Origin of the sequence: Methylobacterium sp. Leaf117 (assembly GCF_001422985.1) — a bacterium.
GTDB lineage: Bacteria > Pseudomonadota > Alphaproteobacteria > Rhizobiales > Beijerinckiaceae > Methylobacterium.
Window position 1 is genome coordinate 37,320 of the sequence record NZ_LMNL01000040.1, and the last position, 15,591, is coordinate 52,910.

Sequence of the window (15,591 nt, forward strand, 5' to 3'; positions counted from 1 at the left end):
GTCCGCTTCCAGGCATTGGATGAGGCAGAGCTCTACGACTGGGTTGGTGATGGCCTGCGCACAGGACGTAAATTCGTGACGTCGGACGTTCGCGAGGAGCAGCGACTATCAGCAACTCTGTTGTGTACCTCAATGAATGATCCGGGCCGTGCTGAAGCCTTCGACCTTCTCCGTGAGGCTATCCCGATCTTTGCATGAAGAAGGCGACCGCCGCGTTGAGTGCTTCGGGCAGGACGGTCATGTGGGTTCGACCTGGAATGAGGCTGAAGGTGCTTGTTACGCCCGAGATCCGGCTCAACCGCTCCGTCATTTCACGGGTCAGTTCAACGGTGCGGGTCGAGGCGAGGCGGGCACGGCGCGCCTCACGGTCTGGAGCGTCCTGTTGGAACGGGGCGAGTGCTTCCTCGTAGGCACCTGCCAGCAGAAGCACTTGCGGGCCGTTCGGGGGCCCCCTCTCCAAGCCCGCGATGCTTCCAAGCACCACAGCGTCGTCCCAGTAGATGGATGGGCTGGCGGCGATCCAGTGTGAGAAGGCGGCTGGCGCCTGAGTAAGCGCGTAGAGGACGAACAGGCCGCCGAAGGAATGTCCGAAGAGCGCCTGCCGGGATGGATCGACCAGGCACCGCTGCGCGACCGCGGACCGAAGCGTCGTCGTGACGAAGTGAAGGAAGGCGTCGGCGCCCCCCGTCCGCAATGTCAGCCCCCCGGGCTTGTGGGGCGGGTAGGAGCGACCGGGAGGCGGCGTGTAGTCCCATGAGCGGCGCGAGGCATCATGGGCCTCGTCGCCTGGGTAGCCGATGCCCACGACGGCGAAGCGAGACGCGATTCCCGTAGCGTCAGGGTACGGTGCCTGAACCCGCTCGATGTCGATGGCGGTGCCCGTCACCGCGTTGCCGTCGAGGAGGTAGAGGACGGGCCAACCGTCCACCGGCGCCGCCCCGGGCGGGACGTAGAGGGTGATCCGCCAGGGCGGACGGTCCGCGTCGCCTCCCAGGTCGAAGCTGACCGCGCCGGCGAGCCGTGCCGGCTCATCGGGACCAGCGGCGAGGACCGAATGCCCACCCAGCGTCATCCAGGTGGTCGCCAGGAGGCCAACCGCAGTGCGACGTGAAACGGGGGCGCTCACTGGGCTCTGTCCGCCCTGGCCGCGCCCATCATCCGCGGGTGTTGGTCTTCGACCATGACGTCCTTCACGATCACCACCGGTAGATCAGGCTGCCGATGACGGTGGCGGGGGCGCCCCGATAGCAGAAGCCCGCCTGACAGGTGAAGTAGTCGCGGTCGAAGATGTTGTTCGCGTTCACCTGAGCGCGGAAGCCCTTGTAGGCCGGGTCGATGGCGGCGAAATCGTAGGCGATCAGCGCGTCGAACAGCGTCACCGTCGGGTTCCGGACCGTGTTCTCGTCGTTGGCGAAGCTGTTGGCGTTGAAGCGGATGCCGCCACCGAGCGTCAGGCCGCGCAAGGCCGAACTCGACGGGAACAGGTAGCTCAGGAAGCCGGTGAACGTATCCCCCGGAATGCCCGAGAGGGCATTGCCGTCGAGGGACTGACCCGCGAACGAGGTCTGGCTGAGATAGCGCAAATTGAGGTGCGTGTAGGCGAGGGTGAGGTTGGTGCCCGGTGCGAAGTTGGCGATGGCCTCCATCTCGAAGCCGCGGGACTCGACCGCGCCGGTCGCCACCTGGAAGGCGACGTTGTTGGGATCCGTGCGCAGGACGCTACTCTGGACGATGTCGAAGCCGGCAAACCCCGCTTGGATGTTTGTGCCGGGGATCAGGTATTTGACGCCAGCCTCGATCTGGTCCCCCGTCGCCGGCCGGAAGGCACGCCCGGCGGCATCCACGCCAGGCTGCGGCGCGAAGGTGGTGGCGTAGCTGGCATAGGGGACCAGCCCGGGGGCCAGGAGATAGTTGAGACCGACTCTCCCCGTGAAGGCTTGGTCGTTCTGCTGGGTCGCGGCAGCGGGGGCGCTGGTCGTGGTCTGTGACACCCAGTCGTAGCGCCCGGTCAGGGTGAGCACGAAGCGGTCGAACTTGGCTTGCTCCTGCAGGTATAGGCCGACCTGATCCTGGCTCTGCGCGGTACGTGGGCCCAACAGCGGCGCGAGGATCGGCTGCTGGCCGTAATTGCGCGTAACGAGGTTGAGATCGGGGGCCGCGCCGAAGCCGAAGCGATAATTGAAATCCGAATGCGCGTAGTCGAGACCCGCCACCAGTGTATGTGCGACCGGCCCCGTGGTGATGTGCGCCTCGATCTGGTTGTCGAGGGTGATCTGACTGAGGAACTGCCGCGAATATCCGGTCGACCGGCTGGCGCTCGCGCCGTCGGGGCTGAGCGCGGCGATCGACGCGTAGCGATAGTCGTTGCTGATGTCGTAGAAACGGAAGTTCTGCCGGAAGACCAGATCCCCGTCGAAGCGGTGCTCGAACGCGTAGCCGACGCGCCCCTGCTGCTGCCGAAAGTCGTTAAAGGCCGGATTGCCCGAGTAGATCCGGGTCGGGCGCAGGTTCTGGTTGAAGAACGTCGTGCTGCCTGGAAGCTTTGTCTCCTGATACTCGCTCAGGAACGTGAAGCTGGTGTCGGCGGACGGCTTCCAGGTGAAGGACGGCGCGATGTAGCTCCGGTCGTCCGAGCCCCCGGGGATGAAGGTGTCTGACTGCCGCTTGATGCCGGTGACGCGGTACGCGAGCGTGCCGCCCGTGCCCTCAACTGGGCCGCCGATGTCGAAATTGCCCTGATAGCGGTCGAAGTTGCCGACCTGCAGCTGAACCTCGCCGAAGGGCGTGAAGACCGGGCGCTTCGTGGTGACGTCGAGGATACCGCCGGGCGAGCCGAGCCCGTAGAGGCCGGAGGCCGGTCCGCGCAGGATCGTGGCCGCCTCGATGCCGTAGGGTTCGATGCGCGGCACCGTCAGGCCTGACGCGATCTGGCGCAGGCCATCCCGGTAGATGCCGTCGTAGGTCAGGCTGAAGCCGCGGACGAAGAACGAGTCGAAACGCGGATCGAAGCCGAAAACGTTCGAGGACACGCCGGCCACATAGCCGATGGCCTCGTTGAGCGTCTGGACGTTGCGATCGTTGAGGGCCTCGCGGGTGAGCACCGTGACCGATTGCGGGGTTTCGAGCAGGGGCGTGTTGGTTTTGGTCGCCGTGGGGCTGATCCGAGCGGTATAGCCGGTGATCCCGGAAGGGCCGCCGCCGCCGCCGCTGGTCGCCGCCGTCCCCCCATCACCGCCGCTGAGATTTGCTCCGCTACCTGCCGCCGGCCCGGGTAAGGCCCCTTCGACAGAGAGCTGGTCGAGCCGAACGCTTTGTTCCTGCGCACTCGCGGCTCCGGGGAGAGCCGTTGTGGCGAGCAGCAGAGCAAGGAGGGACGAGCGATGGGACATGGCGCACGCTAGTAGGCGCCCTAAGCGGCGCAGTATCGTACTCATTGCGAGATACGACCCGCGTAGCAAGTAGGAATTGTGCTATTTATCACACACTTAGAGCACTTAAAATCTGAAGTAGTTCTAACCTAGCCCCGTATAGCGTCGATTATCAAGGTCTTACATCAACATATCATCACTGTCCTTTTTAAGCGGTTCAATCAATTTTGAGATGCTGTTTTATGATAGTGAACTGACTGATCGCAGCGCTGAAGTTGGGTCGATGGCGGAACGTCCGCTTCAGGGTGAAGGGGCAAGGTCCGCTCCCCACCCCGAACCGAAGTTGCTGGGCGGCTAACGGACGGCCGCTTTGGAGAAACGCCGACAACGGTCTGGATGACAGGTAGGGGTCGAGACCCGTCCGTCCGTTCTACGACCGGGTCGGGTGGAAGAACGAACCCGCTCGCGCGGGATTGGTGGCAGCTTCGAGGTTTTCGGATTGAGACGAGCGCCCTGCGCTGATTGAGCGTCGCCCGGCCTGGGCGGACGATCGAGGCTCCCTTCATCCGAGTGGAGCCATCCGATGACCATCCTTGCCGTTCCCGCCGCTGCCATGGGCTCGCTGCGCCAGCGCCTCGTCGACGACATGACCCTGCGTCGGTTCTCGCGTGAGACACAGCGCAACTACCTTCGTGATGTCGGGCGTCTGGCGACGTTCCTGCGGCGCTCGCCCGACACGGCGACCGTCGATGACCTGCGCCGTTTCCAGATCGCGCAGCAGGAGGTCGGCCTCGGGGTGCCGACGATGAATGCCATCGTCTCGGCCCTGCGGTTCTTCTTCGTCCATACGATCGAGCGGCCNTTTCCAGATCGCGCAGCAGGAGGTCGGCCTCGGGGTGCCGACGATGAATGCCATCGTCTCGGCCCTGCGGTTCTTCTTCGTCCATACGATCGAGCGGCCCGATCTCGCTCGCAGGCTGGTCCGCCTCAACCATCCGCGCCCGCTGCCCGACGTCCTGAGCCCCGAGGAGGTGGGGCGGTTGCTCGGCGCCACGGTCTGCCTCAAGCATCTGGCGGCCCTGTCGGTCGCCTATGGCGCGGGATTGCGCGTGGCCGAAGTCGCGGCGCTCAAGGTCGCCGACGTCGACTCGACGCGCATGCTCCTGCGGGTCGAGCGTGGCAAAGGCGGCCGCAACCGCAACGCGATGCTGTCCGCCGATCTTCTGGGTCTCCTGCGGCGCTGGTGGACCGAGGGACACCGGCAGGGCGTCCTGCATCGCGAGGGCTGGCTGTTTCCCGGACAGGACTGGGCCCGGTCGATCAGCACGCGCCAGCTTCACCGCATCGTGGTGGAGGCGGCCCGGTCGGCCGGGATCCCCAAGCGCGTCGGTCCTCACACCCTGCGCCACTCCTTCGCCACCCACCTCCTGGAGGACGGCGTCGATATCCGCGTCATCCAGGTGCTGCTCGGACACGCCCGGCTCGACACCACGGCGCTCTACGCCAAGGTCGCCACCCGGACGGTGCGGGCCGTGACGAGCCCGCTCGACAGGCTCGCCCTGTTCCATGGGGAGGGACCCGCGCCAGGTTGAGGCGATGCAAGCCGCGATCGAGCTGGCCGACGTCTTCCGTGCCGCAGGTCCCGCCTATCGCGCCGATGGGGCCGGGCACCTGAACCTGGCCGCGCGGAAGGTGATGGCGGCGATCGAGCAGTGCCGCACGGCCAGCCTCGGCGGCCATGTCGAGGGCTGCGACGCGTGCGGCCATCTGCGGGTGGCCTACAACTCCTGCCGCAACCGGCACTGCCCGAGATGCCAGGGCGCGGCGGCGCGCGACTGGCTCGCCGCGCGCGAGGCCGACCTGCTCCCGGTCGGCTACTTCCACGTCGTCTTCACCCTGCCCGCCGAGATCGCCGCCATCGCTTTCCAGAACAAGGCCGCCGTCTACGACCTGCTGTTCCGGGCAGCGAGCGCGACCATGACGCGAATCGCCGCCGACCCAAAGCATCTCGGTGCCCGCATCGGCCTCACCGCCGTGCTCCACACTTGGGGCTCGGCCATGACCCACCATCCCCATCTCCACATGATCGTGCCCGGCGGTGGCCTCTCGCCGGACGGGACCCGATGGGTCGCGTCGCGCCCGGCCTTCCTCCTGCCGGTGCGGGTGCTGGGCATGCTGTTCCGCCGCCTGTTCCTCGAAGGGCTCGCCGCCCTCCACGAGGCCGGGACGCTCGCCTTCTTCGGCACCCTGGCCCCGCTCTCCGACGCCAAGGCCTTCGTCCGCGCGCTCGCCCCGGTGCGCGGTAAGCGCTGGGTCGTCTACGCCAAGCCGCCCAATACTGTGTTCAAGAAGAGATCACATCGGGNCTTCTTCGGCACCCTGGCCCCGCTCTCCGACGCCAAGGCCTTCGTCCGCGCGCTCGCCCCGGTGCGCGGTAAGCGCTGGGTCGTCTACGCCAAGCCGCCCTTCGCCGGACCGAAGGCCGTGCTCGCCTATCTGTCGCGCTACACCCACCGCGTCGCCATCTCCAGCCGGCGCATCCTCGCCTTCGACGGGGAAAACGTCAGCTTTGGCGTCAAGGACTATCGGCGCGCCGAGGGCGGGCAGGCGCGGATCATGACCCTGTCCGCCACGGAGTTCATCCGGCGCTTCCTCCTCCATGTCCTGCCGCGCGGCTTCCACCGCATCCGGCACTACGGCTTCCTCTCCGGCTCGAACCGGAAGGCTGGTCTGGCCCACATCCGCGCAATCCTCGGCACACCGGCCCCGCCGCGATCCACCGACCCTGAACCGGACACCCGAGTCGCTGCGACCGACGTTCGACCGCCTTGCCCCCGCTGCGGCGGTCCCATGAGAACCGTCGGCTCCTTCGCGGGCTGGTACCAGCCGCGCGGCCCGCCATTCCGCCCCGCGCCGAACCGGGCGTGTACGCCATGACCCGGCATGGCCTGATGCCACCAACCACCCGGGGAACCGCACCTCGGGGCACGCCTCACTGCGTGCCGAACGCCAGAATGGTCTTCTCGAACACTGCCGCCCGACCCTGTCACGCTCCGCCAAACGCCGGAGACCGGGCAATCCAGGAGCGCTCAGGCACCCAGGCGACGGTGCTCACGCGCCTTCCGTCCCTCACTGGGGACCACGGTCTCCCAAAATCCCCATAGCTCTGCGCCTGCCATCCCGCGGGTTCGTTCTTCCACGACTTTCGTACGCCTCGCGGCGCCCGAAACTCTTCAGGAAAGCTGCATGTCGGCTTCGACGTGATTTGACCCAAGAAGCGGACGTTTGTGGGCGTGAGGGTCTGCGTCGATGCAACGGCTGACCATCTCATCAAGAAGGCAACAGCGCAGTCATGTTCGCCTTTCTAGAAGGCTGCCTTGGCGTTAGACAGGCGCTGCGTCAGTTGATGATAAGCATGCGGGGACAGGGTGGAGCGGCGAACCATCGCCGTACGGGTTGAGCTCGGGGTGGACACACTGCTCGGTCCGGGCAAGGCCGCCCTACTGGAAAGCATCCGCGAGACCGGTTCCATCGCCGCCGCTGGCCGCCGTATGGGCATGAGCTACAAGCGCGCTTGGTACCTGATCGACACCCTGAACAAGGCGTTCCGTGAACCGCTGGTAACCGCGAGCAAGGGAGGGAGGACCGGAGGCGGCGCCCAGCTCACGCCGATGGGAAACGTCGTCCTCGATGGTTACCTCCGCATGGAGAGGCTCGCGTCCGAGGCTGTCGCGGGCGAGCTCGACCGGCTCGCTACCCTGATGAGGCCGGCCGCCCCGTAGGGCGGCCGAGGTCTATTCGGCCGCCATGTGCGCGACATCGACCGCTGAAGCCCGGGCCGCGCAGAACTTGAACTCCGGGATCTTGCCCATCGGATCAAGCGCCGGGTTGGTCAGGAGGTTGGCGGCGGCCTCGGCGTAGCAGAACGGCATGAAGATCATGCCGGCCGGCACGTCACGGTCGGAGCGCACCTTCAGGTGCACGGCGCCACGGCGCGTCTCCAGCCTCATCGTGTCGCCCGGTTCGAGGCCGAGGCGGTAGAGTTCCTTCGGCGCCAGGAAGGCCACCGCCTCCGGTTCGAGCGCGTCGAGGACGCCGGCGCGCCGCGTCATCGAGCCGGTGTGCCAGTGCTCCAGCACCCTGCCGGTCGACAGTACCATCGGGAACTCTGCGTCCGGCACCTCGTCGGGTGGGACGATGGCCGCCGGCACGATCTTGGCCCGGCCGCTCTCGGTCGGGAAGCCGGCGTAGAAGATGATCTCGTTGCCGGGCTTGTCGGGCGCGTCGACCGGGTAGGTCACCGCCCCCTCACGTTCCAGGCGCTCCCAGGTGATGTTGTTGAACGAGGGCATCACCCGGGCCATCTCGGCGAAGATATCGGCCGGCCCGCGGTAGTTCCAGACTAGCCCCATCCGGTTGGCGAGTTCCTGGATAATCCACCAATCCTGGCGGGCATCGCCCGGCGGCGACACCACAGGCTGAGCGATCTGCACCCGGCGGTCGGTGTTGGTGAAGGTGCCGGCCTTCTCGGCGAAGGCCGAGGCCGGCAGCACCACGTCGGCGTGGAACGCGGTCTCGGTCAAGAACAGGTCCTGTACGACGAGGTGGTCGAGCATCGCCAGCGCGTGCCGAGCGTGGTTGAGGTCCGGGTCCGACATCGCCGGATTCTCGCCCTCGACGAACATGGCCTTGATCTCGCCCGCGTGGATCGCGCGCATGATCTCGACCACAGTCAACCCGTTCTTCGGATCGAGGGACTGGCCCCAGAACTCCTCGAAAAGCTTGCGCACCTCCACCTTCTCGACCGACTGATAGTCTGGATACACCATCGGGATCAGGCCGGCGTCGGACGCCCCCTGGACGTTGTTCTGGCCCCGGAGCGGGTGCAGCCCCGTACCCGGGCGTCCGATCTGGCCGGTGATGAGGGCGAGCGCGATGAGGCACCGTGCGTTGTCGGTGCCGTGGACGTGCTGGCTGACGCCCATGCCCCAGAAGATGATCGAGGACTTGGCCCGGGCGTAGAGCCGGGCGACCTCGCGCAGGGTCTCGGCGTCGATGCCGCAGACCGGGGCCATCCTCTCCGGCGTGAAGTCGACGATCTTCTCCTTCAGTGCCTCGAAGTTCTCGGTGTAGCCGGCGATGTACTGCTCGTCGTAGAGCCGCTCCGTGATGATGACGTTGAGCATCGCGTTCAGCATCGCGACGTCCGAACCCGGCCGGAACGAGAGGTGCCTGTAGGCGTGGCGCGAGAGCGTCTGCCGCCGCGGGTCCATGACGATCAGCTTGGCACCGTGCTGCTTCACGGCGTTCTTGAGGAAGGTCGCCGCGACCGGGTGGTTCACGGTCGGGTTGGCGCCGATCACGATGATGACCTCGGCGTCGAGCGCCGCCGAGAACGGGGCCGTCACGGCGCCGGAGTTCAGGCCTTCCATCAGGGCGGCAACCGAAGACGCGTGGCACAGGCGCGTACAGTGGTCGACATTGTTGGAGCCGAAGCCGAGCCGGACGAGCTTCTGGAAGAGGTAGGCTTCCTCGTTCGAGCCCTTGGCCGAGCCGAAGCCGGCGAGGGACCTGCGCCCGTGGGTGTCGCGAACGGTCGTCAGGCCGCCGGCTGCGCGGTCGAGTGCCTCCTCCCAGGTCGCCTCGCGGAAGTGCGTCCACGGGTTGGCGGGATCCACCTGATCGTTGGCGTCCTTCGGGACGTTGTCGAGCCGGATCAGCGGCGTCGTCAGGCGATGCGGGTGGTGGATGTAATCGAATCCGAAGCGACCCTTCACACAGAGCCGGTTGTGGTTCGCCGGCCCATCCACGCCCTCAGCGTAGACGATCCGCTCGTCCTTCACCTTGTAGGAAACCTGGCAGCCGACGCCGCAATAGGGGCACAGCGACGTCACCTCACGGTCCGGGTAGACCGTTCGGGTGTCGTGCTCGGCGTCGAGGTAGGCGGACGGCATCAGCGCGCCGGTCGGGCAGGCCTGGACGCACTCGCCGCAGGCGACGCAGGTCGAACCACCCATCGGGTCATCGAAGTCGAACACGATTTTGGCCTCGGCCGAGCGGTAGGCCATGCCGATGACATCGTTGACCTGGACCTCGCGGCAGGCCCGGACGCAGAGGTTGCACTGGATGCAGGCGTCGAGGTTGACGCTCATCGCCGGGTGGCTGAAGTCCCCGGTCCAGCGCTCGGCCGCCGGGAAGCGGCTTTCGGTAACGTCTAGAAAGTCGGCCTGCACCCAGAAGTGTGAGGTCGGATCGTGTGAGGTCTCGCGCTCGGGCTGGTCGGCCACCAGTAGTTCGAGCACCATCGCCCGGGCCTTGGTGGCCCGCTCGGATGCCGATTTGACCTTCATCCCGATGGCGGGGGTCCGCTTGCACGAGGCGGCGAGCACGCGCTCGCCCTCGATCTCGACCATGCAGGCACGGCAGTTGCCGTCCGGGCGGTAGCCCGGGTCGGGCTTGTGGCAAAGGTGCGGGATGTGGGTGCCGATCCGCTTTGCCACGGCCCAGATCGTCTCGCCGGGCCGGGCCTCGACCTGCTGGCCGTCGAACTCGAACGCGATCGACGGTGGGGTGACCGGGCCATCCCTTAAGCCGAACGTGCCGGACGGTTCGGGGGCGGCCTGCCCCCCGGACTTCATCCCTTGAGAGTAGGCGCCGCCGGCCTCGGGGGGCGAGCCCTGCGCCGGGCCGCCGGCATCTTGCGCGCCGTCGGCCCGGACCTCGTGCTTTGCGGACTTGTCGCCGTGCGTTTCGGGGGCGTTGCTCATGCGTCCGCTCCGGGCCTGGGCTTGGAAAGGGTGATCGCGACGGTCATTCGGCAGCAAGCGCCCGGGGGGCCGGGAAGAGGTCGGGGAAGAACCGGATAACGCTGCTGAGGGGGTTCGAGGCCGCCTGGCCCAACCCGCAGATCGAGGCATCGCGCATGCATTGGGCCAGCTCCCCCAGGAGCTCGGTGTCCCAGTCACCGTTCTCCATCATGATGCGCGCCTTCTGGGTGCCGGAGCGGCAGGGCGTGCATTGCCCGCAACTCTCGTCCTCGAAGAACCGCATCAGGTTCAGGGCGGCCCCGCGTACGTCGTCCCGGTCGGACAAAACCACGACGGCCGCCGAACCAATAAAGCACCCATATTTTTCGAGGGTGCCGAAATCGAGCGGAATGTCGTTCATCGACGCCGGCAGGATGCCGCCGGACGCGCCGCCCGGCAGGTAGGCCGCAAAGGCGTGGCCCTCCAGCATGCCGCCGCAATGCTCGTCGATGAGTTCCTGGATGGTCAGGCCGGCCGGTGCCAGCTTCACGCCCGGCTGCCTCACGCGCCCCGACACCGAATAGGAGCGCAGGCCGACGCGGTCGTTGCGGCCGTGGCCCTTCCACCAGCCGGCGCCGCGCTCGATCAGGTCGCGAACCCAAAAAAGCGTCTCGATGTTGTTGATGAGGGTCGGGCGATTGAACAGGCCGACCTGGAACGGGAACGGCGGTTTGTGCCGCGGGAGCCCGCGCTTGCCTTCGAGCGACTCGATCAGCGAGGATTCCTCGCCGCAGATGTAGGCCCCTGCCCCGCGGCGGAGATGGATGCTTGGTCCTCCGGCAGGAATCCGTGCGATTTCGCGGGTCAGGATCTCACGCGAGATCGGGTACTCGTCGCGCAGGTAGATGTAGACGTCCGGTGCCTCGACCACATGGGCGCCGATCAGCATGCCTTCGAGGAAGCGGTGAGGATCGGTGTTGAGGTAGAGCTGGTCCTTGAACGTGCCGGGCTCGCCCTCGTCTCCGTTGACCGCCATCAGCCGCGGGCCAGGCTCGCCGCGGACCGACCTCCACTTGCGTCCGGTCGGGAAGCCAGCGCCGCCGAGGCCGCGCAAGCCGCCGTCGTCGAGCACCTGGAAGACGTCGTCGACGGAGAGTTCGCCGCTGCGGAGACGGTCGAGCGTCGCGTATCCGCCGGTCGCCCGGTAAGCGTCGTAATCGATGTAGTCGGTCAGGTGGGCATGGGTGTCGCCGGCTTCTACCGCGGCTCGCACGGATGCCAAATCGGCCCTGCGCAGGAAATTATGCCCGACCTCGACGGCGGGCGCGTGGTCGCACAACCCGACGCACGGGGCGCGCACGACGCGGACCTGGTCCGACGCCAGCTCGCGCTGGAGCGTCGTCAGCAATTCGTCGGCTCCGAACATCGCGCAGGTGATGCTGTCGCAGACACGGACGGTCAGGCGCGGGATGTCGGCGTCGCCCTCCTTCACCACATCGAAGTGGGCGTAGAACGTGGCCGTCTCGAACACCTCGGCGAAGGCGAGGCCCATCTCGTCGGCCAGTGCCGCGAGGTGGTCTGCCCCGATCTGCCCGTAGGTGTCCTGGATCAGGTGGAGATGCTCGATCAGCAGATCGCGTTGGCGGGGGCGCGTTCCGAGGAGTTTTTCGATCTCGACCTTGGCGCGCGGCTCGACCTGGCGGCCCTTCGGCACCGGGCGGGCCTGGTTGCGGCCCTTGCCGGGGTGGGAGAAGTTCCTGACTGTCCCTGGGGCCTCACTCATGGGCGATCCGGTTCCGTGTGTTCGTGCGGGTGATGGGTGCGGGCAGGGTACAGTCTATTGGCCGCCGAATGCCCGGAGCGGCTGGCCGGCTTCAGAGCGGTGTTCCATCGTCACGGCACCAGTGGCCGTATCCAACGACGCGACCCGCGGCCCGACGATGGACCGGAGTTCCGACTCGAAGGCGTCCAGGGCGGCGTTGAGACGACCAAGCAGGTCTCCTTCCGACCCGGTCCCGTCCGGGGGATCAAGCGTCTCAGCCAACGCTTTCCGGACCCGCTCGACGAGCTCCTGCGTAAGCGGCGGCTTCGCTTGATCGACGTAGGCTTTCGTGACCGCATCCGCCCGGCCGGTCGCCGCGAAGGTGGGATGTCCGGTCATGGTCGGGCTCGCGAGGGAGCGGTGAGGCGGTGCATGGCGTGCCCGTTCTGTCGGTAGCCTGGGTTTTTGGCCTTAGGCTGACCGTAGATACGCGATATAGTTCAGGTGGTATATCTTATTTGCAATGGTTTTAAACCGTCGGTGTGACGCGGGGGTTGAGCCTCGGAAGCATTGCTCCGGCTTACCAACGAAGTTGGAGCGCCACGGTGGCGGCGTTCGGGAGCAGGGCTTCAGGCTATGTTCGGGATGCGGGTGATAGGGCTTGCCGGATGGAGCGGTGCCGGGAAGACGACCTTACTGGTACGGGTCATCCCTGTTCTCGTCGGACGTGGCCTGAAGGTGGCGACCCTTAAGAACGCCCATCACGACTTCGACACCGACCGTCCGGGGAAGGACTCCCGCGAGCACCGCAGGGCTGAAGCGAGCGAGGTGTTGGTCTCCTCGGGTCGTCGCTGGGCCCTGTTCCACGAGCTCGGCGACGAGCCGAAGGCGACCCTCGCCGAGTTGCTCCAACTGCTGAGCCCCTGCGACCTCGTCGTGATCGAGGGCTTCAAGCGCGGGGCCATCCCGAAAATCGAGGTTTTTCGCAATGCGAACGGGCGGCCGGCCCTCTATCCAGGCGATCCGCTGATCGTCGGCGCGGCCGGTGACGTCCCCTTCGAACGTGCCGGCGTTCCGGTGGTGGACCTGGACGACGCTGAGGCGGTAGCCGGGCTGATGCGCGACCTGGACGAGCCCATCGACTTTGTGTTCCATGACCTCGCCCGAGCCCATGACTGACGTCGGTCGCGGATCGGGACGGGACTTTTCGCCATCGTCGGAGGCGTTGGCTCTGGCGATATAGCCATGCATACATATCGAGCGCCGCCGACCGACGCCGGCTGAGCGAGCAGGTGTGGACGTATGATGTTCGAGGGGACGTGGCGCAGCGCGACCGGTGCCGAGATCCGACTCTGGCAATTCGGGGAGGCGGTGTCCGGCACATATGAAGCCGGCCCCACCGAGATGCCGATGCCGCATCGTGGCCGCATCCTGGTCGGCACGGCGGAGGGTGACCTCATCGGGTTCGTGACGGCCTCGGTGCCGCCGCATGGGATCAGGAGCTGGGCGGGCCGCCTCTACCCGTCGGAGGCGGGCAAGGGGCCCGAGATCCACCTCATGTGCCAAGCGGTCGGACGGCGTGTGTCGCGAAGCGCGTTTTCGAAGTCGGTGGCGCTTGAGACCGTGGTGTTCTCCCTGGTGGACGCCGAGCAGGCCAAAGATACGCCGCCGCACTGAAACCAGCCCGGCCCATCGTTGCGGCGTCAGGGTTCCGGACCTTGTTACGACCGCCGCCGGCTTGCGGGCATCACCGCACCGGGGTTGGCGAAGGGGCGTCCGCCATCCTCATCATGATCTCCCCCAACGTCACGGGACGCCACTTCCTGCCATCTACGTTGACGTAGAATCTTGTTTGAGGGGGCGGAATGCCGCCTTGAGAATATCCGTAGACGTGGAGGTCGGCGTGTCAGAAACGAGGCCATATCCGATGGGCCTAATAGCTACCCAAGATGGCCTGTGACCTTAGCATGCCTGGGTACTGTAGGAGCGCGCGAGACATCGACGATAGGTCCCGTCGAAGTAAATCGAACTGCGCGGCAAAGGTCTGCTTTAGGACGAAGGCAAGATCCCTCTCTAAGACGTGGTAGGGTCGAGATCTGCCAATCCGCTCAACGGTAGGATCGGGTGGATTTCCGCCTGACTGCTTACGTCGGCCATGCATGAGAGCGGACCTTGCCCTCGTGCGCACTTTTGATCAGTTCGGCAGGAGTCCCGTCTCCTGATAGCTCCTGACCAACGAGTCGAACAGATCTATGTCTGAACGGCTTCGAGCAATGATCTGAGCTCCGGCCACAGCAGCATAGATGGCACGTGCTCTCGTCTCCCCGTCCTTCGGCTCAACTTGCTTTGCCGCAATGAGCTGCTCGCGCAGCCATGCCGTATTAACGTCGGCAAAAGACTGGACCTCCTTCAAAACTTGCTCAGGCAACGCGTCATATTCGGTCGCCATGAAGCTGCTGAGGCACATGCGATTGTTGCGCTCCAGAGAGAGGCGAAAAATGCCGGGGTATCGCCGCAGCGCTTCCATCGGGCTTTGCGCATCCGTTGAAATAGTCTCAAGATCGCGGGCGATGTCTTCCCAATAGCGGCGCGCGACAGCCTCGCCGAGGATGGCCTTATTGGCGAAGTGGTAGTTGATGCTGGCGGCCTTGATGCCGACGGCCTCCGCAAGGTCGCGGAAATTGATGCCGCCGTAGCCATAGGCCATCGCTGCTTCCCTCGCGGCCACGAGGATCGCCTCACGCACATCTCTCTTCAATGTCGCTGCCATTCTCAACCTCCACCTGTCATATGGCAGACAGGGATTGACGACACAAGATCTCGGCCCTAGCTTGAAGCCTGTCATATGACAGACAGGCAAACGCCCCAGGAAAGCGAGACGACGATGTCCGACAAGCTCAAGCTTTTCACGTCACCTTCGGCCTTCCCGAACCCGCAGCGCCTGAGGATCTTCATGCACGAGAAGGGCATCGCTGGTCACTTCGAGGAGACGGTCTACGACATGTCACCGGTCGGCGAGCAGCGGAGTTGGAAGCACCTGAAGATGAACGCCTGGGGCGAGACACCGACCCTCGCGCTATCCGACGGCTCCTACCTCAGCGAGACCTCCGCCATCGCCCGCTACCTCGACGACACGTTCGAAGGCCGCAAGATCATGGGCGAGACGGCGCACGAGCGTGGACTCGATCAGATGTGGGACAACCGGGTGTGGATGCACATCCTCTATCCCATCGTCACCGCCTTTCATGTCTTGCATCAGGGTCTGGGCCCGAAGCTCGAACTAACCAGCAATCCGGCCTGGGGCGAGCACTCCCGCAAGGTGGCACTGGCGCATGCCGGCTTAGTCGACCGGCACCTTTCCGACGGCCGTGCGTGGCTGCTGGGCGGCGATCAGCCGACGTTCTCGGACATCACGTTGGCGACGGCCATCGCGTTCTCCAAGTTTCCGGTGAACGCCACTCCGCTCGATGAGCGCTTCGAGCATCTCGATGCCTTCTGGGTGCGCTGGCAGGCTCGACCCGCCTTCATCGCTGCCTATGCCGACCGGAACAGCGGTGTGTCGGAGATCGACAATCGCACATGAGCGTTCGGCGGTCGGGCTTGGCAACCGCCCGACCGCAATGCTGCTTTGACCGACTTTGAGTGGCGTTCTGCGATGGCTGCGTTGAACTTGCGGCAGCGAAGGTCTCTACGATCGGCTGGGGTCGGAGGCGGA

The 15,591-nt window shown here is 65.9% G+C and carries 12 protein-coding genes and 2 pseudogenes; 8 read left to right on the forward strand and 6 right to left on the reverse strand.

Going from position 1 to position 15,591, the window contains the following annotated elements; translation table 11 throughout:
* Window positions 1-178 precede the first annotated feature (178 nt).
* Window positions 179-1,126, reverse strand: a complete 948-nt coding sequence (locus ASF57_RS23805) for an alpha/beta hydrolase-fold protein (RefSeq protein WP_056488502.1) — start codon at window positions 1,124-1,126, stop codon at window positions 179-181.
* Between the two features lie 70 nt (window positions 1,127-1,196).
* Window positions 1,197-3,389: a TonB-dependent siderophore receptor gene (locus ASF57_RS23810; protein ID WP_056488505.1), complete on the reverse strand. Its 2,193-nt coding sequence runs from the start codon at window positions 3,387-3,389 to the stop codon at window positions 1,197-1,199.
* 625 nt (window positions 3,390-4,014) lie between these two features.
* On the opposite strand from ASF57_RS23810, the gene ASF57_RS26130 reads away from it, so the two are divergent.
* The 5 genes and pseudogenes from ASF57_RS26130 to ASF57_RS23825 form a co-directional block, all read left to right on the forward strand.
* On the forward strand, window positions 4,015-4,229 hold a 215-nt coding region (locus ASF57_RS26130), incomplete at its 3' end, for a phage integrase N-terminal SAM-like domain-containing protein (RefSeq protein ID WP_244477107.1).
* A 1-nt stretch (window position 4,230) separates the two neighbouring features.
* Window positions 4,231-4,960: pseudogene (locus ASF57_RS23815) on the forward strand (tyrosine-type recombinase/integrase); the annotation flags it as partial.
* A gap of 4 nt (window positions 4,961-4,964) precedes the next feature.
* Window positions 4,965-5,733: transposase zinc-binding domain-containing protein (locus tag ASF57_RS26665; RefSeq protein WP_210166835.1), on the forward strand; the 769-nt coding region annotated here is incomplete at its 3' end.
* Between the two features lies 1 nt (window position 5,734).
* A pseudogene (locus ASF57_RS26670) lies at window positions 5,735-6,305 on the forward strand (transposase); the annotation flags it as partial.
* Window positions 6,306-6,835: 530 nt separating this feature from the next.
* Entirely contained in the window at window positions 6,836-7,150 is a 315-nt protein-coding gene (locus ASF57_RS23825) for a LysR family transcriptional regulator (RefSeq protein ID WP_244477101.1), read from the forward strand.
* Between the two features lie 12 nt (window positions 7,151-7,162).
* Here ASF57_RS23825 and fdhF read toward each other — a convergent pair whose 3' ends face one another.
* The 3 genes from fdhF to ASF57_RS23840 are packed head-to-tail and all read right to left on the reverse strand — an operon-like array spanning window position 7,163 to window position 12,275.
* Window positions 7,163-10,135: a formate dehydrogenase subunit alpha gene (gene fdhF, locus ASF57_RS23830; protein ID WP_056488511.1), complete on the reverse strand. Its 2,973-nt coding sequence runs from the start codon at window positions 10,133-10,135 to the stop codon at window positions 7,163-7,165.
* A 43-nt stretch (window positions 10,136-10,178) separates the two neighbouring features.
* On the reverse strand, window positions 10,179-11,897 hold the full coding sequence (locus ASF57_RS23835) for an NAD(P)H-dependent oxidoreductase subunit E (RefSeq protein WP_056187197.1): 1,719 nt from the start codon (window positions 11,895-11,897) through the stop codon (window positions 10,179-10,181).
* Window positions 11,898-11,951: 54 nt separating this feature from the next.
* A complete protein-coding gene (locus tag ASF57_RS23840; RefSeq protein ID WP_056187202.1) occupies window positions 11,952-12,275 on the reverse strand; it encodes a hypothetical protein in 324 nt (107 codons plus the stop codon).
* Window positions 12,276-12,512: 237 nt separating this feature from the next.
* On the opposite strand from ASF57_RS23840, the gene mobB reads away from it, so the two are divergent.
* Window positions 12,513-13,055, forward strand: coding sequence for a molybdopterin-guanine dinucleotide biosynthesis protein B (mobB, locus tag ASF57_RS23845; RefSeq protein ID WP_056187205.1), 543 nt, complete (start codon window positions 12,513-12,515; stop codon window positions 13,053-13,055).
* A gap of 126 nt (window positions 13,056-13,181) precedes the next feature.
* Window positions 13,182-13,553, forward strand: coding sequence for a hypothetical protein (locus tag ASF57_RS23850; protein ID WP_056187245.1), 372 nt, complete (start codon window positions 13,182-13,184; stop codon window positions 13,551-13,553).
* A gap of 517 nt (window positions 13,554-14,070) precedes the next feature.
* Here ASF57_RS23850 and ASF57_RS23855 read toward each other — a convergent pair.
* A complete protein-coding gene (locus ASF57_RS23855) occupies window positions 14,071-14,646 on the reverse strand; it encodes a TetR/AcrR family transcriptional regulator (protein ID WP_056187208.1) in 576 nt (191 codons plus the stop codon).
* 114 nt (window positions 14,647-14,760) lie between these two features.
* Between ASF57_RS23855 and ASF57_RS23860 the strand changes: the two genes are divergently transcribed.
* Window positions 14,761-15,459 (forward strand): glutathione S-transferase C-terminal domain-containing protein, encoded by a 699-nt coding sequence (locus ASF57_RS23860; RefSeq protein WP_056187210.1) that lies wholly within the window; start codon window positions 14,761-14,763, stop codon window positions 15,457-15,459.
* The last annotated feature ends 132 nt before the right edge of the window (window positions 15,460-15,591 follow it).